The sequence below is a fragment of the Burkholderia sp. AU30280 genome (assembly GCF_020420125.1).
In the GTDB taxonomy this organism is placed as follows: Bacteria; Pseudomonadota; Gammaproteobacteria; order Burkholderiales; family Burkholderiaceae; genus Burkholderia.
In genome coordinates this window covers 55,912-71,964 of the sequence record NZ_JAIZRY010000021.1, presented here as the reverse complement: position 1 = coordinate 71,964, position 16,053 = coordinate 55,912, and the positions used below count along the sequence as shown (strand labels likewise).

At 69.0% G+C, this 16,053-nt stretch carries 17 protein-coding genes and 2 pseudogenes; 12 read left to right on the top strand and 7 right to left on the bottom strand.

Features of this window, described 5'->3' with window-relative positions:
• Window positions 1-18 precede the first annotated feature (18 nt).
• Together LGN17_RS34165 and LGN17_RS34160 are read left to right on the top strand one after the other, a co-directional pair.
• On the top strand, window positions 19-1,143 hold the full coding sequence (locus LGN17_RS34165) for an amidase (protein WP_226201241.1): 1,125 nt from the start codon (window positions 19-21) through the stop codon (window positions 1,141-1,143).
• A gap of 59 nt (window positions 1,144-1,202) precedes the next feature.
• Window positions 1,203-1,946 carry an SDR family NAD(P)-dependent oxidoreductase gene (locus LGN17_RS34160; protein ID WP_226201240.1) on the top strand — a complete coding sequence of 248 codons (744 nt, stop codon included), beginning with the start codon at window positions 1,203-1,205 and terminating at the stop codon, window positions 1,944-1,946.
• Between the two features lie 38 nt (window positions 1,947-1,984).
• Here the strand turns inward: LGN17_RS34160 and LGN17_RS34155 are convergent, their stop codons facing one another.
• Window positions 1,985-2,617 (bottom strand): response regulator transcription factor, encoded by a 633-nt coding sequence (locus LGN17_RS34155; RefSeq protein WP_175954205.1) that lies wholly within the window; start codon window positions 2,615-2,617, stop codon window positions 1,985-1,987.
• A gap of 353 nt (window positions 2,618-2,970) precedes the next feature.
• Between LGN17_RS34155 and hpaC the strand changes: the two genes are divergently transcribed.
• On the top strand, window positions 2,971-3,516 hold the full coding sequence (gene hpaC, locus LGN17_RS34150) for a 4-hydroxyphenylacetate 3-monooxygenase, reductase component (protein WP_175954207.1): 546 nt from the start codon (window positions 2,971-2,973) through the stop codon (window positions 3,514-3,516).
• Window positions 3,517-3,536: 20 nt separating this feature from the next.
• Here hpaC and LGN17_RS34145 read toward each other — a convergent pair whose 3' ends face one another.
• Both LGN17_RS34145 and LGN17_RS34140 read right to left on the bottom strand, forming a co-directional pair.
• Window positions 3,537-4,805, bottom strand: coding sequence for a YbfB/YjiJ family MFS transporter (locus LGN17_RS34145; protein WP_226201239.1), 1,269 nt, complete (start codon window positions 4,803-4,805; stop codon window positions 3,537-3,539).
• Between the two features lie 226 nt (window positions 4,806-5,031).
• The gene (locus tag LGN17_RS34140) at window positions 5,032-5,577 is read right to left on the bottom strand and encodes an RBBP9/YdeN family alpha/beta hydrolase (protein ID WP_226201238.1); all 546 of its coding nucleotides are present in this window, start codon (window positions 5,575-5,577) and stop codon (window positions 5,032-5,034) included.
• 117 nt (window positions 5,578-5,694) lie between these two features.
• Here LGN17_RS34140 and LGN17_RS34135 point away from each other — a divergent pair, with 117 nt between their 5' ends.
• The 3 genes from LGN17_RS34135 to LGN17_RS34130 all read left to right on the top strand — a co-directional run bounded on the left by LGN17_RS34135 (window position 5,695) and on the right by LGN17_RS34130 (window position 7,643).
• Window positions 5,695-6,150 carry an Lrp/AsnC family transcriptional regulator gene (locus LGN17_RS34135; RefSeq protein ID WP_226201237.1) on the top strand — a complete coding sequence of 152 codons (456 nt, stop codon included), beginning with the start codon at window positions 5,695-5,697 and terminating at the stop codon, window positions 6,148-6,150.
• A 358-nt stretch (window positions 6,151-6,508) separates the two neighbouring features.
• Window positions 6,509-6,631 (top strand): hypothetical protein, encoded by a 123-nt coding sequence (locus tag LGN17_RS36620; protein WP_006766865.1) that lies wholly within the window; start codon window positions 6,509-6,511, stop codon window positions 6,629-6,631.
• Window positions 6,632-6,689: 58 nt separating this feature from the next.
• A complete protein-coding gene (locus tag LGN17_RS34130; RefSeq protein ID WP_226201236.1) occupies window positions 6,690-7,643 on the top strand; it encodes a leucyl aminopeptidase in 954 nt (317 codons plus the stop codon).
• A gap of 16 nt (window positions 7,644-7,659) precedes the next feature.
• On the opposite strand, the gene LGN17_RS34125 is transcribed toward LGN17_RS34130, so the two are convergent.
• Window positions 7,660-8,169, bottom strand: coding sequence for a GNAT family N-acetyltransferase (locus LGN17_RS34125; protein WP_226201235.1), 510 nt, complete (start codon window positions 8,167-8,169; stop codon window positions 7,660-7,662).
• 55 nt (window positions 8,170-8,224) lie between these two features.
• Window positions 8,225-8,605, bottom strand: a pseudogene (locus LGN17_RS34120) (helix-turn-helix transcriptional regulator); the annotation flags it as partial.
• Here LGN17_RS34120 and LGN17_RS34115 point away from each other — a divergent pair.
• From LGN17_RS34115 to LGN17_RS34100, 4 genes and pseudogenes are all read left to right on the top strand, one after another.
• Window positions 8,561-8,752: pseudogene (locus LGN17_RS34115) on the top strand (hypothetical protein); the annotation flags it as partial. The pseudogenes LGN17_RS34120 and LGN17_RS34115 sit on opposite strands and share 45 nt — an antisense overlap.
• A 212-nt stretch (window positions 8,753-8,964) precedes the next feature.
• Entirely contained in the window at window positions 8,965-9,519 is a 555-nt protein-coding gene (locus tag LGN17_RS34110) for a protein tyrosine phosphatase (protein WP_226201234.1), read from the top strand.
• A 370-nt stretch (window positions 9,520-9,889) separates the two neighbouring features.
• A complete protein-coding gene (locus LGN17_RS34105; RefSeq protein ID WP_226201233.1) occupies window positions 9,890-10,222 on the top strand; it encodes a type II toxin-antitoxin system RelE/ParE family toxin in 333 nt (110 codons plus the stop codon).
• On the top strand, window positions 10,219-10,548 hold the full coding sequence (locus LGN17_RS34100) for a DNA-binding protein (RefSeq protein ID WP_175954220.1): 330 nt from the start codon (window positions 10,219-10,221) through the stop codon (window positions 10,546-10,548). The genes LGN17_RS34105 and LGN17_RS34100 overlap by 4 nt, the downstream gene beginning before the upstream one ends.
• A gap of 24 nt (window positions 10,549-10,572) precedes the next feature.
• Here the strand turns inward: LGN17_RS34100 and LGN17_RS34095 are convergent, their stop codons facing one another.
• Window positions 10,573-12,591: a VTT domain-containing protein gene (locus LGN17_RS34095; RefSeq protein WP_226201232.1), complete on the bottom strand. Its 2,019-nt coding sequence runs from the start codon at window positions 12,589-12,591 to the stop codon at window positions 10,573-10,575.
• 102 nt (window positions 12,592-12,693) lie between these two features.
• Window positions 12,694-13,146: a hypothetical protein gene (locus LGN17_RS34090; RefSeq protein WP_226201231.1), complete on the bottom strand. Its 453-nt coding sequence runs from the start codon at window positions 13,144-13,146 to the stop codon at window positions 12,694-12,696.
• A gap of 309 nt (window positions 13,147-13,455) precedes the next feature.
• Between LGN17_RS34090 and LGN17_RS34085 the strand changes: the two genes are divergently transcribed.
• Both LGN17_RS34085 and LGN17_RS34080 read left to right on the top strand, forming a co-directional pair.
• Window positions 13,456-14,100 (top strand): response regulator transcription factor, encoded by a 645-nt coding sequence (locus LGN17_RS34085; RefSeq protein WP_226201230.1) that lies wholly within the window; start codon window positions 13,456-13,458, stop codon window positions 14,098-14,100.
• Entirely contained in the window at window positions 14,097-15,932 is a 1,836-nt protein-coding gene (locus LGN17_RS34080; RefSeq protein ID WP_226201229.1) for a sensor histidine kinase, read from the top strand. The genes LGN17_RS34085 and LGN17_RS34080 overlap by 4 nt, the downstream gene beginning before the upstream one ends.
• The last annotated feature ends 121 nt before the right edge of the window (window positions 15,933-16,053 follow it).

Genomic DNA, 16,053 nt, shown 5'->3' with positions numbered 1-16,053 from the left:
TTGCTCACGATACCGACCATGACAGGCTTCATCGCCCCCTTCACGCTCGGCGGCCCCGGCCCCACGATCGCGATCAAGGACACGATCGACATCGCGGGCCATCCGACCCGCGCGGCGAGCCGTGCGCTCGCCGATGCAGCGCCGGCCCCTCGGCATGCGGACGTCGTCCGCCTGCTGCTCGACGCGGGCTGGCAGATTGCCGGCAAGGCGAACATGCACGAGCTCGCGTTCGGCATGACCGGCATCAACGACTACACGGGCACGCCCGTCAATCCGCAGGACGCGACGCGCATTCCGGGCGGCTCGTCGAGCGGGTCCGCTTCGCTCGTCGGGCTCGGCACGGTCGATGCGGCGCTCGGCACCGATACGGGCGGCTCGATCCGCGGGCCGGCCGCCTGCTGCGGCGTGGCCGGGTTGAAGCCGACGTTCGGCCGCGTATCGCGGCGCGGCGTCGCGCCTGCCGCAACGACGCTCGATTGCGTCGGGCCGTTCGCGCGCGATATCCGCACGCTGGCCGCGGTGATGGCCGCGATCGCGCCGGGCTTCGACCCTACGCAAGCGGCGGCCTCCGCCGCAGGCTGCACGGTCGCGCACATCACGGTCGACGCCGATCCGGCCATCGCCGCCGCGCTCGACGCGGCCGTGCGCGCATCGGGCCTGCACGCGCACGCGGCCGTGCTCGACGAAATGCCGGCGTCGTTCGCGGCAGGGCTCACCGTGATCAACGCGGAAACGTCCCGCGCGTTCGGCCATCTGGTCGCGACCGGCAAGCTCGGCGCCGACCTCGATGCGCGATTGCGTGCGGCCGCAACGACCACGCCCGCGGCATTGAAAGAAGCCGAAGAAGTCCGCGCACGCTTCACCGCGCAGGTCGACGCCGCGCTCGAACACGCGGACGTGCTCGTGCTGCCGACGTTGCCCGCGCTGCCGATCACGCTGCGGCAGGCGCGCGACGGCGTATCGGTGATCACGATGTCGTCGCTGATCCGGCCATTCAACCTGAGCGGCCATCCGGCGCTCAGCCTGCCGCTGCCGCTGGCCGGTTCGCCGCTGAAGGCCGGCCTGCAGATCGTCGGGCGCAAGGGCGCGGACGAGCAGGTCTGCGCGATCGCGGCACACTTCGAGGCGGCACTCGCCGCATGAACCACGATGCGGGCGCGGCCGCACCCGGCACGCGCTCGCGAACCAGGGAATCACGCACCATGTCAGACCGAGTCGTCCTCGTCACCGGCGCCGCGCGCGGGCTCGGCGCCGTCATCGCCGAACGTTTTCATGCAGCCGGCTACCGCGTCGCGCTGGCCGATATCGCCGCCGACGCCATTCACGCGCATGCACGCGCACTCGACCCGAGCGGCGAACGCGCGATCGCGCTGCCACTCGACGTCACGTCCAAACGCGATTTCGAAGCCGCGCGCGATGCGCTCGTCGCGCGCTGGGGCACGATCGACGTGCTCGTGAACAACGCGGGCGCATCGAAGGTCGTGCCCGCGATGGAGATCACGGCCGAGCAGTTCGACCAGGTGATCGACGTGAACCTGCGCAGCGTGCTGTTCGGCTGCCAGGTGTTCGGTCAGTACTTCGCGACGCGCGGCGCGGGCCGCATCGTCAACATCGCGTCACTCGCCGGGCAGAACGGCGGCTCGGCGACGGGCGCACACTACGCGGCCGCGAAGGGCGGAACGCTGACGCTGACCAAGGTGTTCGCGCGCGATCTCGCCGCGCAGGGCGTGACCGTCAACGCGATCTCGCCGGGCCCGCTCGATCTGCCGATCGTGTATGAAAGCGTCGCGCCGGAGAAGCTGCGCCAGGTGCTCGCGAACCTGCCGGGCGGCAAGCTCGGCTCGGCAGGCTTCGTTGCGGATGCCGCCGTGCTGCTCGCGTCGGGCGACGCGCATTTCGCGAACGGTGCGTGCTGGGACATCAACGGCGGGTTGTACATGCGCTGAGCGCTGCGTGAAACGCCTCGCCGCGCCGCCGGCAGGCCCTATCGCGACGGCTCCCCGTCGTCGCCCCACACGACCATCACGTCGCGCACGAGCGCGGCGATCGACGTCGCGCCGAGCTTCTCCTTGATGCTCGCGCGATGCACGTCGACGGTCTTCACGCTGATCGACAGATCCGCCGCGATCTGCTTGCTGCCCTTGCCGTCCACCACGCCGCGCAGCACCTCCTTCTCGCGCGCGGTCAGCGCATCGAGCCGCTGGCGCAGCTCGCGATGACGCCGGCTCACCGCATGCCGCTGCTGCGCGAGCCGCAGCGCGCGTTGCACGCGCTCGAGCATCTGCTGCGAGTTGTACGGCTTCTCGACGAAATCGATCGCGCCGTTCTGCAGCGCGCGCACGGACATCGGGATATCGCCGTGCCCGCTGACGAAGATCACCGGCAGCGTCGCGCCACGCGCGTTCAGTTCCGCCTGCACGTCGAAGCCGCTCTTCTCCGGCATCCGCACGTCGAGCACCAGGCACGCGGGCAGGTTCACGTCGAAGCGCGCGAGAAAATCGGTCGCGTTCGCGAACCCTTCGGACGCGATGCCGACCGATTCGAGCAGCCACGCGAGCGATGTCCGCATGCCGTTGTCGTCGTCGACGATGTATACGATCGGTGCGGGTGACGTCATCGCGGATGTCTCACGGAATATCGGTATGGGTATCGTACGCGCCGCATACGGGGCCGGTTGCCGGCGCGTCGCGCGCGTCGTTCGCTGGGGATGTGCGGCACATCATAACGAGCCGAAAACCCGCTGAACACCCCTTCGCGGGCCGCTTGAACGCGCAATCGCGCTTTTTTTCGCGCGGTACGGCGCGCATCTAGGTAGAACCTTTAGACGCGTTGGCGAGAACGCCATCTCGATCGTCAATCGTGCGAATGGCCGCCGGCATTTTCGCGACGTACGCTTGGGTCATCGTCGGCGATCCGGCGCTGCAGCGGCAGCGCCGATCGATCGCCGCTTTCGTCCACTCAGGAGCGTCCATGTCTTCCACGACCGATATCCAGCGACCGGCACGCGTCGAGCCGACCGACGCGCAGAAGGCCTTCCGCCAAGCGATGGCTCACCTCGGTGCGGCCGTCAACGTGATCACCACCGCCGGGCCGCACGGCCGCTGCGGAATCACCGCGAGCGCCGTGTGTTCCGTCACCGATACGCCGCCGACGCTGCTCGTGTGCCTCAACCGGTCGAGCGCGATGCGTGCGACGTTCGAACGCAACCGCCACGTCTGCATCAACGTGCTGCCGGCCGAACACGAGCCACTCGCGCGGCATTTCGCGGGGCTGACCGACCTGCCGATGGACCGGCGCTTCGAACTGCCCGTGTGGGATCGCGGCGAGCAGGACGTGCCGGTGCTGCGCGACGCGCTCGCGAGCCTGCAGGGCACGATCGCGGACATGAAGGAAGTCGGCTCGCATTCGGTGATGTTCATCGAGGCGACGTCGATCCGCGTGCGCGACGACGGCGACAGCCTGATCTACTTCAGCCGCGCGTTTCATCGCGTGTCGCGCACGGCCTGCATGCGGTGAATGGTGCGTGTCGCGCGTGATTACGCGGCGGCCCGCAACGCGCGCTGCCCGGCCGCCAGCGCGGCGCCCGCGAACAGCGTCAGCGCCGAATACACGAGCCCGCGCGCGAGCCCCGCGCTGTCCGACACCCAGCCGATCGCGACCGGCCCGGCGATCTGCCCGAATGCGAAGACCGTCGTGAACGCGCTGATCCCTCTTGCCCAGCCGTCGGGCGGCAGGTTGTGGCGCACGAAGGCCGTCGTCGATGCGACGGCCGACAGGAACGTCGCGCCGAACAGCACGCCCGACGCGAACGCGGCCACCGGATGCACGAACATCGCCGGCATCAGCGTTGCGATGCCGAGCAGCGCGTTGAGCACGGCGAGCGCCTGGCCGCCGCGCATCCGGTCGAGCAGCCCCGACCACAGCCGTGCCGACACGACGGTCGCGACGCCAAGCATCACGTAGAACGCGGCGACCACCGTGCCGCTCATCCCCGCGCCGCGCAGCAGCGCGACGATGAACGTCATGTAGCCGATATAACCGACGCCGAACAGGCCGTAGCCGGCCAGTGCGAGTGAGAAGCGTACGGGGCTCGCGGTCGCGGCCGGCGCCGTGCCGTCACGCGGCGCGGCCGGTGCCGCGTGCGCGCGCTCGATGCGGCGTGCGGCCGATACGGCCACCGCCGAGAACAGCACGCACGCGAACGCGAGCGCGAACCACGCCGGCTGCCAGCCATGTACGCCCTGCGTGAGCGCGGCCGGCACGAGCAGTGACGCTGCGACGATGCCCCAACCCGTGCCGCCATAGTAGAGCCCGAGCAGCAACCCCGCATCGCGCGGCGACGCCGACGCGAGCCGCGCGGCCAGCACGCCGCCGCTGATGAAGATCAGCGCGCTGCCGACGCCGGTCGCGAGCCGCTGCACGAGCAGCGCGTGCATGCCGGACGTGAGCCCGCATGCGGCCATCAGCAACGCGGTCAGCATGCATCCGGCCGCCAGCAGCGTGCCCGCGCGCCAGCGCCGCGACAGCAACGGAAACGCGAGTGCGCCGACCAGGTAGCCGGCCGCGTTCGCCGTATTCAGCGCGCCGGCCTGCGCGAACGTCCAGCCGAGATCGGCCTTCATCGGCGGCAGCAGCAGCGCATACGAAAAGCGCGCGAGGCCGAGCGCGATCGCGCTGCCGAGCGACAGGCCGATCGCGAGCCGCCACGCGGCGATGCGATCGGGGTCGCGGTCAGGGTAGGTACCGGTCGCGCCGGTGTCCGGCTGCGGCGGCCCGACCTGCTCCGGTTGCGGCGCTGCGCGCATCGCATGTCTCCTTTGTCGTTCGAAGCCACGGCAAGTCGTCACGGCGGAACCGGTGTTCCGCACGCGGCGATCCCGACTGTCGAGGCTTCCGATTCTGTCGAACGATCATACTTGAGCCGTCGCATGCCGGCATGCGTTGGCGACAGGAACCCGGCCGCGGCAGCCGGATCGCCGATGCATCGCCCGCAGCGGGCCCTCGCGGGCGCGCGTCGGCCCCTTGCCCGCGCTACCCTCGCAACCCCGCCATGAAGGCAGTGAACAACGCGCGTCCCTCGGCCCATTCCGCCAGTCCCGCTTCCGTATTCAGATGGCCGCGCGGGCCGAGCAGCAACGGCGTCGCACCACGCTCGCTTGCCCACGCCATGCCGCGCCCGCACGGGTCGTACCCGTCGTCCGAACTGGCGATCGCCAGCACCGGCAAGCCGCCGAAATCGCCGTCCGGTAGATCCGCGAACGCACTGGCCGCGGCCGGAAAGCGCGGGCCGCCCGGATCGGGCACCGCAACGAGCCACGCGGCGCGCACGACGCGCGTCGACGCCGCACGCCAGTGCGCGAACAGCAGGCAACCCAACGAATGACAGATCAACACCGGCGGCGTCGCGGCTTGCGCAACGGCTTCATCGAGCGCGGCCATCCAGTCACGCAGGTCGGGCGCATCCCATGACGCAGGCGCCAGGCGGATGGCGCCCGGAAGCACAACCTCCCAGCGGCTCTGCCAATGATCCGGTCCCGAGTTGCCGATCCCCGGCACGATCACGATCGTCTGGTCCATCTCCGTCTCCATGAATGAGCGAGCTCGCAGTCTGGCCTGCCGGAAACCGTCCGGGAATGGCAAATCATCGGATATTGAGACAATATGCCGATGAATTAACGGAGCGGGAAAGCGGACATGTCGAACGAAGCGCTCGATCGCCTGGATCTTTCGATCCTCGAGGCGCTGCAGGAAAATGCGCGGATGCCGCTGTCCGAAGTGGGCCGGCGCATCGGGCTGTCGCAACCGGCCACGTCGGAGCGCGTCAAGCGGCTGGAAGAGCGCGGCATCATCGCGGGCTACGGCGCACGAATCGACCCGGCCGCGCTGGGGTTGGGGATGATGGCCATCATCCGGTTGAAGACGACGCACGAACACATCCAGCCTGCGCTGCGCGCGTTCGCCGAGATGCCGCACGTCATCGAGGTCCACCGCATGACCGGCGAGGATTGCTTCCTGCTGAAGGTCCTGGTGCCGACACCGGGACAACTGGAAACCCTCATCGATGCGATTGCCCGCTTCGGCGCGGTCACGACGTCGCTGGTGCTGCGGTCCGAGCCGGCCAAGCCGCTCGGCAAGGCGCTGCTCGGTTGACGCGGTCAGCGGGCCGCTGACGCATGCCCGCCTAGAACGACATCGAGCGCAGCGCTCGATGCGATCAAATTCCCGATGAAAAATCGCCGAATACAATGCGTCGATTCCGATTCCGGTCATTGAGAAAATGACATCGAATCCTTTATCCGCTTTAGCCGTGTTTTACGGCACGCGGGCCGCAAATCTCCGGTGTTTAGCACGTCTTAGCTAAAAACCTTGCAACGCATTGCATTCGTAAATTCATCAGACTAATATCAACGCCACTCGCCGTGCATTCACGAAATGCGTGATGAGGAGTGGCAACTTTTTAGCCGCGATTTCATGTTGAAACGCTCATGTTCACCACAGGAGAATTGACATGCAGGACACCCAGCAGATCGAATTGCTTGACTGGATGCAGGAAGACACGCACCCCGAGGCCGTCGACATGATGGTCGAGGACGCCGTGGTGCCGTTCGGCACCGCGCTCTGGCCGGTCTGAGCGGGCCACCCGTTCTCGCGGAAGGGCCTCGGCCCTTCCGCCGCTTCCGGAGACACGCATGCTGAACCTGCACCGCGCGCTGGGCTTCCACCCCGCGCTGCGCGACAAGCTGGCGCGCGGCGAGTCGGGAAAACTGCTGGTCGGCCATGACACCCGCAACCGCGACATCGCGTTGCGCGCGTTTTCCGCCCTGCCCGATTCGCTCGACGCGACCACGCTCTGCCTCGAAAGCACCCCGCCCGCCGAGATCGCCGCCGCGCTCGATCGCGCCGATCTGTTCGTGCTGCTGTACGACTCGTCGTGCCTGGCGACGCCATCGCCGAGCGGGCCGCCGTTCCTCGCCGCGATCCGGCCTGCGATCGTCGAGCACTGGAGCAAGTCGGTAATGTTCAAGGATTACGGCCCGCATCTCGACGAGGCGTTCGCCGAATCGCTCGACGACATCGCGGCGCGCAACGGCCGGCTGATCGACGCGGCCGCACGCGCCTCGCAGATCCGCTTCATCGACGAAGCCGGCAACACGCTGACGGGCTCGCTCGCGCCGGACCAGAAATGGACAAGCGTGGACGGCATGGGCAACCTCGACGTCGTGCCCGGCGAGATCGCGACGCACGTCACCGATCTCAACGGTTCGGTCGTCTTCAGCGGCACGTTTCTCGGCACCGTGCCGTTCGCGATCAAGTACAAGGTGGCCGACCGACTGGCCACATTGCAGGTCGAGAACAGCACGATCGTCGGGTTCGACACCGACAACGAAGGCTTCCGGCGCGATTTCTCGACCTATCTCGACCGGCATGCGAATCACCGGCGGATCGAGGAATTCGGCATCGGCACGAACCTCGGGATTCGCGGGCTGTACGGCCGCAACGCAGGGTTCGAGGAACGCCATCCGGGCCTGCACCTCGGGCTCGGCGGCGGCGAGAACGGCAGCCACCATCTCGACCTGATCTTCGCGCGCGGCACGCTCGCGCTCGACGACCGGATCGTGTTCGACGGCGCGTTCGCCGTCTGACGAAGCGGCTGCGTGCTCAGGCTTCGGCGGCCGCCGTGTCGCCGAGCCACTTGTACATCACGAGGCTGTCGACGAAGCCGAGCCGCGCGTGACGATATGCACGCGGCAGGCGGCCGACGATTTCAAATCCCAGCTTCTGCCACAGCGCGACCGCCACCTCGTTCGTCGAGACGACCGAGTTGAACTGCATCGCGAGGAAACCGCGCTCGCGTGCAACCTGCTGCGAGTGCTCGCACATCAGGCGCGCGACGCCGCGGCCGCGCGCACTCTCGCTCACCATGTATCCGCAGTTGCTCACGTGATTGCCGGGGCCGGCCGCGTTCGCCTTCAGATAGTACGAACCGAGCACGACGCCGTCCTCTTCGGCGATCCACGTACAGAGCGGCGCGTCGAGCCACAGTGCGCGCGCCGCTTCCTGTGTCGGCGCCGAATCGAATGCATAGGTTTCCTGAGCGGCGACGATGGCGCGGTAAGTCGGCCAGAAGCGCGGGAAATCGTCGACGGTCATCGGGCGAATCGTGATCATGCGGAGTCTCTCGTGATTGGCATGCCGGCGGCAATGCCAGCGATCGTACCGCGATTCAGGAACGGCCGCTGTCCCGTTGCGCCGCGCAGCGATACGCGCCCGGCGGCACGCCGTACCAGCGCTTGAACGCCTGCGAGAAGCTCGACAGATCGCTGAAGCCGAGCCGCTCCGCCACGTCCGCGAGCGACAGGCGCGCGTCGCCGAGCAGCGTCTCGGCCATCGCGCCGCGCGCCTGCGCGAGCAGCGCCCGGAACGTCGTGCCCTCTTCCTGCAGCCGGCGCTTGAGCGTGCGCGGGCTCGTGTTCATCAGCCGCGCCATGTCCTCGAGCGAGAACGGCGCGGGGCCGGGCGTCGCGGTCAGGTATTGGCGCACCCTCTCCGACGTGCCCACCACGAGGTGCTGCTGTCGGATGCGCAGCAACTGGCCCGTCATGCGCAGGCTTGCGGCGCGCCGCGCAAGCTGGAGATTCATGCGGCGCGCTGGCATGTGTTTCATCTGCAGGCGTTTTACCTGCGGTCGGCGCGGGATGCGTTGCGGACGCTGGCGGGATTTGCGGCGGAGCGGGTGGCGGTGGCGGCATGACGATGAAGCGGTCACCCGCCGCGATCGGGGCCGTGGTTCGCGGTTTCCCCGATCGGGCACACGGCGCACGCCCCGTCACCAGGCCCGCTTGCCGCGAAGCGACGCCATCTTGCAAAAACCAGCCGTTTATTTTTTTCCGTCGCATGCGGCCGTCATGATCTCCCGCAAGCCCCGGCGCGCCGCCGGGGTTCCCCCACCGTCGCGGAGACATCATGAAAAGAAGGCACACCCTCAACACGCTGGCGCTGCTCTGTTGCGTCGGCATCCAGTGCGCGACTTCGGCATTCGCCGACGAGCCGAAGAAGGTGGCGTTCGTCGACACCGGCAACACCGGGCGCAGCGTGATGGCCGAAGCGATCGCCGGCCAGTTGATCGCACAGCGCCACGCGCATGTCGCGGTGATTTCACGCGCGGTCGACGAGGATCCGTACGACGAAAAGCCTGAAGAAAACGGCGTGATCCTGATGAAGCGCCGCGGTATCGACACGTCCGCGCACCGTTCGGTGCAACTGAACGCGAACGACGTCAAGCATTCCGACGTGATCCTGACGATGACCGACAAGCACAAGGAGAAGGTGCTCGCGCTCTATCCGTCGGCGGCCGGCAAGGTGTTCACGCTTGCCGAGTATGCGTCCGGGAAGCACGTCGACGTGCCCGACGCATGGGGCAAGCCGATCGATTTCTACGAATCGGTGACCGCGCAGCTCGACACGTACATCCCGGCCGCGCTCGACAAGGTCGCGACGGCCGCGCCGGCGAAGCAGTAATGCGGGAAGACCTGCCGGCATGCAACGCGCACGACGCGCCGGCGCCGGCAGGTTTGCCGTTCACGTCACTCCCTCCCGACACCCCACACCCGGCGCGTGCCTCGTCTTCGCGCCATCGACACCGGCCATTCGGCCGAATCGCCACCGTACGCACCGGATGAAAGAATGATCGTCGTCCGGGAAGCCGGCTTCGCTGCCTGAAACCCCGAACCATGAAGGCGCTGCATGCGCTCCGGCCGCGGCGCCGTTGCGTTGCACGCCGTCTCGATCCGACGACCGGCAGGCGTGCATCGCACCCCGTTCACACCACCTGTTGCCGGCCGCATGGTCGCCTCGTTCCCTCCACCTCATCTGTAGCTTTTAAGTTACAATGCTATCCAAGTTCGAACTGCTTCGCTATCAGCGCGACGACGGTCGCGAGCCTTTCACCGAATGGCTGAACGCCGTGCGCGACAAACTCGCCCAGGCGCGGATTCGCGAACGCCTGCGCCGCGTGCAGACGGGCAACTTCGGCGATTGCGAGCCTGTCGGCGAAGGCGTGATCGAACTGCGCATCCATGTCGGCGCCGGCTATCGCGTGTACTTCGGCCGGCACGGCGGCGCACTGGTACTGCTGCTGTCCGGTGGCAACAAGAGCAGTCAAGCCGACGACATCAGGCGCGCAAAGGAACACTGGTCGAACTGGAAACGGAGGCAAATGTGACCACACTCAAAGGCGCGGTATCGCACCATGATGCGGAAGTCGCCGAACTCGGCGCCGATCGCGAACTCGCGGTGGCCTATCTGCGCGTCGCAATGGAATCGCTCGACGATCCCGACAACCGCGCGGCCGGCCTGCTCGCGCTACGCACGGTCGCGGAAGCGTACGGCGGGCTCGGCGCCGTCGCGGCCGAAGCCGGCATCAGCCGCGAATCGCTGTATCGCACGCTGTCGCCCAACGGCAACCCGACGCTGAAAACCCTGCTCGCGGTACTCAAGACGGTCGGCCTGCGCCTGTCCGTCGTCCCCGCGCAGCCTGCACACACGTAAGCGGCACACCACCCGCCTGCGCCCTCACGGCCGAACCATCCACACCAGCAGCATCGCCACCGGCGCGTTCGTCATCCCCGCCGGCGGACGCTCGATCGTCGGCTCGATCGACAGCGCCTGCGCAATCGTCGCCGCATCGTCGATCGTCGTCGAGCGCACGATCGTCATCAGCCGCGCCGGCCGGCGCAGCGTCTCGCGATACAGCGCGCCGTACCACAGCGGCCGCGTGCCGAGCGCGTCCTGCAGCACGTACGGATAACGCCACAGCCGCAACACGAGGCGGCTTTCCGGCTGCCCCGGATCGACACGGACGAACACGCGGCGCGTGCTTTCGCCATGCGTGTAGCGCGGCAGCACCGGCAGCGCATCGGCCGGCGCCTGCGGCAACAGCCAGCGCAGCGCGGTAGCCGGCGACCACGGCGTCGCGCGCTGCCAGCCGGCCTGCGCGAGATGCCGGTCGAGCGTGTCCGACGTCGCGCTCCATTGCAGCGGCAGATATTCCTCGCGGTCGCCGCCGATCTCGGTGCGCCGCATCGGCACGCGCAGCCACCCGCCGCGCAGCCACTGGTCGACGGTCATCGCAACCACGTCGCCGGCATGCGGGCGCGACGCACGGTCGAGCTGCCATTGCGCAGGCACCGTCCATACGCCGGCCGTCGCGAGCACCACCGTCACCGCGACGAGCGCGCCCCTCGGCTGCACGTGCTCGCGCACGCGCCAGTACGCATAGGCACCGGCCAGCAGCGCGAACCAGGCGAGCCCGAGGCTCCAGCCGCCCAGCAGGCCCGACAGCCACGTGTCGCCGACATACAGCCGCGCGAAGCCGCCGAGCACGATCCACAGCACCACCGCCGTCACGACCGGGATCCGCCATCGCGCGGGCCGGTCGCGCGTCAGTACCCAGCCGAGGCCGCTGCTCGCGAGAATCGCGAATGCCGCGTCGGCATCGGGCAGCGGCACGTGCAGCGCGCCGGGCGGCAGGCTCGCGGGCGTCGCGCCGGGTATCCCCGCGCCGAACACCGGCACGAGCACGACGGCAACGCCGACCGTCACGAGCCACCACGCGGCCGTCAGCCAGCAGCGATGGATCATCAGCCAGACGAGAAACGCGGCCGCAACGATCAGCCCCGTATCGTGCCCGTGCAGGACGGCCAGCGCGCGCATCGTGGCGTCCACCGGTGGCGTGCGCAGGTTCTGCAGGAACGCATACAGCGCGATGTCCGCGTGCATCAGCGGATCGTTCGCGACGACATCCTGCACGAGGCCCGCGAACAGCCACACGCAGCCGACGAACAGCAGCGCGAGCACCGGCACCGCGCCCGGCAGGCCGCGCACGTATGCGATCGCGTCGTGCAGCCGCGCGCCGAACCGCGGCCAGCGGCGCGCGCAGGCGTGCACGCCTTCGACGAGCGCACGGCGCAGCAGCGGCCAGCCGCGCTGCAATGCGACGCGCACGCCGATCCACACGAGTGCGACCAGCGCCGCGACGACCAGCAGGATCACGGCGACCCGCACGCTGATCGCCGCGGCCAGCGCGGCCGACGCCCCGAACAGGATGCCCGGCGCAACGTGCACGGGCGCCCAGATGAGCGCCGAGATGACGTTGACCGGATAGAACGACCGGCGCGGCAGCGTCGCGCAGCCGACGACGACCGGCACGACCGCGCGCACCGGCGCAAGAAAACGCGCGAGCACGATGCTCTTCATGCCGTGACGCAGCACGAACTCCTCGCCGCGCGCGTAGGCGGCCGCATAGCCGAAGCGCGTCCACGCATGGCGGATCACGCCGCGGTAGCGCCGCCCGAGTTCGTAGCTGATCCCGTCGCCGATCACGGCGCCGACCGCCGCGACACCGATGGTCGTCCAGCCGTCGAGCGCGCCCGCACCGATCAGCGCACCGGCTGCGAACATCACGGCGCCGGCCGGCACGACCGTGCCGATCAGTGCGATCGACTCGGCGCAGGCCGCCACGAACACGATCGCGAGCACGAGCAGCGGATGCGCGCCGATCGCGCCGATCCACGCGTGGATCGTGTCGCTCATCGCGCGCGCCTCGGTGGGGCCACCCGGCGTGCGAACACCGGGCCGGCGCTGGCAGGGGGAACGTTCATCGGGAGGTGTGCGCGGTCGCGCCGGCGTGACGGATCAATCGAACTCGTGCTGCCGCGCGTCGGCCTCGAGCGGCGCGTCGTGGTAGCCGACCGTCGCGATCTCCTGCAGATAGCGCGCGAGAAACGCGCCGATCGAGCCGGCGGCCTCGTACTGATGCACGTGGCGGAATTCGTGGGTCAGCAGGCGGCGCGTGTCCTGCCCGCGCAGCACGTACACCGCATGACCGAGCGTGAGCCCGATCGTCCCCGGCGACAGCAGCCCCGAGTCGCGGGCGATCGCGGCCAGCGACGGTACCTCGGGGAACGGCATCCGATCGACGATCACCACGCGGACACGCTCCGGCTGCGCGACGCCCACCGTGCGCGCATCGTCGGCTTGCGCCGGCGTCAGCGGCGCGCCCTGCGCGATCCCGCGCGCCGCTTCGGCTTCGGCCCATGCGACGGCGGCGGGCAGCGCGGACGGCAGGATATCGGCAAGATCGATCATCACGTGGCTCCTCAGGTGGCGGGATGGCATCGGGCACCAGTTTAGTCCCGAATCGGGACGGTTCGCGACACGCGGTGCCCGCCTGTTCCAGCCGCCGCAACCACCAGGGAATACCCTGATTCATACCCGCTCCGGCGCATACCTTTTCCCCGCGATTATTTCGCTTCAGTGCACGATCCGCGATCGTCTATCTCGAAAATTTCCCGGATGTGTACCGTTTTCGGATTCGGCGGAATATATTGATCAGAAGAACAGCCGCGGCGACCACCTGACAGCAGTGCGCTGCGTCATCCCGAAGAGGATCGCTAGATGATCAGGGTAATTCTGGCTGACGATCACGCAGTCATGCGGGACGGACTGCGTTACATCCTGGAAAGGGCCGGCGGTTTCGAGATCGTCGGCGAGGCAAGCGACGGCTCGGCCACGCTTGCGCTGGTCGAGCGCGGCGACGCCGACGTGCTGCTGCTCGACCTATCGATGCCCGCGCCGACCGGCATCGAGTTGATCCGGCTGGTGAAGTGCCAAGCGCCGTCGCTGCGCACGCTCGTGCTGACGATGCATGCGGAGGCGCAGTACGCGGCGCGCGCGTTCAAGGCCGGCGCAACCGGCTACCTGACGAAGGACAGCGCGGCCGCCGAGCTCGTCGAGGCGGTCGGCAAGGTCGCGGCGGGCGGCGTCTACGTGAGCCCGTCGGCGGCCGAAAGCCTCGCGCTCACGCTGCGCACGCCGGCCGCGACGCTGCCGCACGAGCGGCTGTCCGCGCGCGAGCTCGACGTGATGCGCCGCATCGTCGCGGGCCAGACCGTCACGCAGATCGCGACCGAACTGACGCTGAGCGCGAAGACGGTCAGCACGTACAAGACACGGATCCTCGAGAAGATGGACCTGCCGCACGAAGCCGCGCTGGTCCGCTACGCGGTGCGCCACGACCTCGACCCCGGCGGCGACGCATGACGGCCGCCGTCCCCGTCCCGCCCTTGCTCCCGGACGACGACGACCCGGACGCGTCGCGCCGGTTCATGTCGTCGCTGCCGCCGGGCCGGCGCGAACGGCGGCTCGCGCTCGCGACCGTGCTCGTATCCGCCGTGATCTTCGCCGCGCTCGCGCCGTTCGCGGGCAGGCCGCTTGCGCCGGGCTGGGCGTTCATCCCCGTGTACCAGTCGGCGATCGTCGTCAACGACATGACGACGGCCGGCCTCCTGCTCGGCCAGTACGCAATCCTGCGCGAGAAACCGCTGCTCGTGCTCGCGGGCGGCTACCTGTTCACGGGCTTCATGGCGGGCACCCACATGCTGACCTTTCCCGGGCTGTTCGCGCCGACCGGCCTGCTCGGCGCCCGCGACCAGACCACCGCCTGGCTGTACCTGTTCTGGCACAGCGGCTTTCCGCTGGCGGTCGCCGCGTACGCGCTGCTGCGCGCGACGTCGCGCGCGGCCGGCCCGATCCCGGCCCCGCAGCGCCGCGCGGCGATTCCCATCGTGCTGTGCATCGCGGCCGCGGCCGGCGCGACGGTCGCGCTCGCGCTGCTCGCGACGGCCGGCCACGACCTGCTGCCGCGCATCATGAACGGCAACCGGATGGCCGCGCCGATGACGAACGCGATCACGATCGTCTGGGGGCTGAACCTGGTGGCGCTGATGCTGATGTGGCAGCGGCGGCGGCGCCATTCCGTGCTCGACCTGTGGGTGATGACGGTGCTCGTCGCGTGGCTGTTCGATATCGCGCTGTCGTCGATGCTCAATCACGGGCGCTACGACCTCGGCTTCTACGCGGGGCGCGCGTACGGCCTCGTCGCGTCCAGTGTCGTACTGTTCGCGATGCTGTTCGAGAACGGCCGGCTGCATGCGCAGACGGTGCGCGCGCTGGCCGGCGCGCGCCACCATCATCTGCTCGTCGCGCAGAAGAGCGCGCAGCTGAACGACGCGAACGAGCGGCTCGAACAGCGCGTGGCCGCGCGTACCGCGCAACTGAGCGCATCGAACCGCGACCTGCGGCGCGAGGTCGAGGAGCGCGTGCGCGCGGAGCGTGCGCTGCAGGCGTCGCGCGAGGAACTGCGCGAGATCGCCGCGATCAGCGCGACCGCGCGCGAAGCCGAGCAGCGCCGCATTGCGCGCGAGCTGCACGACGAACTCGCGCAGACGCTCGCGACGCTGAAGAATGAGCTCGAATGGCTGATCAACCAAGTGCCGCAGGACGACGCGCCGCTGGCGCGCAAGATCGCGGCGATGCACACGATGGCACGCGGCGCGGTGGCCGCGACGCGGCGCATCGCATCGGACCTGCGCCCGCTGATGCTCGACGATCTCGGCTTCGCCGCCGCGATGCAATGGCTCGCGGAGGATTTCCGGCAGCGTCACGGGATTGCATGCGAGCTGCACGTCGATCCGCCCGAGCTGCAGCTCGACGAACCGTATGCGACGGCCGTGTTCCGCATCGCGCAGGAAGCGCTCGCGAACATCGCGCGGCACGCGGCCGCGTCGCATGCGGACATCGACCTCGTGTACGCGGACGATGCGATCGCGCTGACGATTCGCGACGACGGCGCGGGATTCGATCCCGGCGTGCCACGCAAGTCGGGATCGTTCGGGCTGGTGGGGTTACGCGAGCGCGCGTACCTCGTCGGCGGCACGCTGCGGATCACGACGACGCTCGGCGAGGGGACGACGGTCGAGGTGGAGATTCCGCTGTCGCCTGCGCAGGCGACGGTCGCACATGGCGGGGTTGGGGGGCCGCGCGCGTCGGCGGGACGACGCGATGCCCGGCCGCCGGCCGGTCGTCCGTGGTAATCGTCTTCGCGTCGATGGCGGGCGGCCAGGATCGTGAAGCGTCAGTCGTTCGCACCCTCGGCTTGTGAAATACCCCTGCCCACCCGCCCATCCCTGCGCGCTACGCGCGGTGACGGCGACG

Excerpts from the sequence above, each read along its gene's own strand:
- LGN17_RS34165 (WP_226201241.1), top strand. The coding sequence starts at position 19 with ATGACAGGCTTCATCGCCCCCTTCACGCTCGGCGGCCCCGGCCCCACG.
- LGN17_RS34160 (WP_226201240.1), top strand. The coding sequence starts at position 1,203 with ATGTCAGACCGAGTCGTCCTCGTCACCGGCGCCGCGCGCGGGCTCGGC.
- LGN17_RS34155 (WP_175954205.1), bottom strand. The coding sequence starts at position 2,617 with ATGACGTCACCCGCACCGATCGTATACATCGTCGACGACGACAACGGC.
- hpaC (WP_175954207.1), top strand. The coding sequence starts at position 2,971 with ATGTCTTCCACGACCGATATCCAGCGACCGGCACGCGTCGAGCCGACC.
- LGN17_RS34145 (WP_226201239.1), bottom strand. The coding sequence starts at position 4,805 with ATGCGCGCAGCGCCGCAACCGGAGCAGGTCGGGCCGCCGCAGCCGGAC.
- LGN17_RS34140 (WP_226201238.1), bottom strand. The coding sequence starts at position 5,577 with ATGGACCAGACGATCGTGATCGTGCCGGGGATCGGCAACTCGGGACCG.
- LGN17_RS34135 (WP_226201237.1), top strand. The coding sequence starts at position 5,695 with ATGTCGAACGAAGCGCTCGATCGCCTGGATCTTTCGATCCTCGAGGCG.
- LGN17_RS36620 (WP_006766865.1), top strand. The coding sequence starts at position 6,509 with ATGCAGGACACCCAGCAGATCGAATTGCTTGACTGGATGCAGGAAGAC.
- LGN17_RS34130 (WP_226201236.1), top strand. The coding sequence starts at position 6,690 with ATGCTGAACCTGCACCGCGCGCTGGGCTTCCACCCCGCGCTGCGCGAC.
- LGN17_RS34125 (WP_226201235.1), bottom strand. The coding sequence starts at position 8,169 with ATGATCACGATTCGCCCGATGACCGTCGACGATTTCCCGCGCTTCTGG.
- LGN17_RS34110 (WP_226201234.1), top strand. The coding sequence starts at position 8,965 with ATGAAAAGAAGGCACACCCTCAACACGCTGGCGCTGCTCTGTTGCGTC.
- LGN17_RS34105 (WP_226201233.1), top strand. The coding sequence starts at position 9,890 with ATGCTATCCAAGTTCGAACTGCTTCGCTATCAGCGCGACGACGGTCGC.
- LGN17_RS34095 (WP_226201232.1), bottom strand. The coding sequence starts at position 12,591 with ATGAGCGACACGATCCACGCGTGGATCGGCGCGATCGGCGCGCATCCG.
- LGN17_RS34090 (WP_226201231.1), bottom strand. The coding sequence starts at position 13,146 with ATGATCGATCTTGCCGATATCCTGCCGTCCGCGCTGCCCGCCGCCGTC.
- LGN17_RS34085 (WP_226201230.1), top strand. The coding sequence starts at position 13,456 with ATGATCAGGGTAATTCTGGCTGACGATCACGCAGTCATGCGGGACGGA.
- LGN17_RS34080 (WP_226201229.1), top strand. The coding sequence starts at position 14,097 with ATGACGGCCGCCGTCCCCGTCCCGCCCTTGCTCCCGGACGACGACGAC.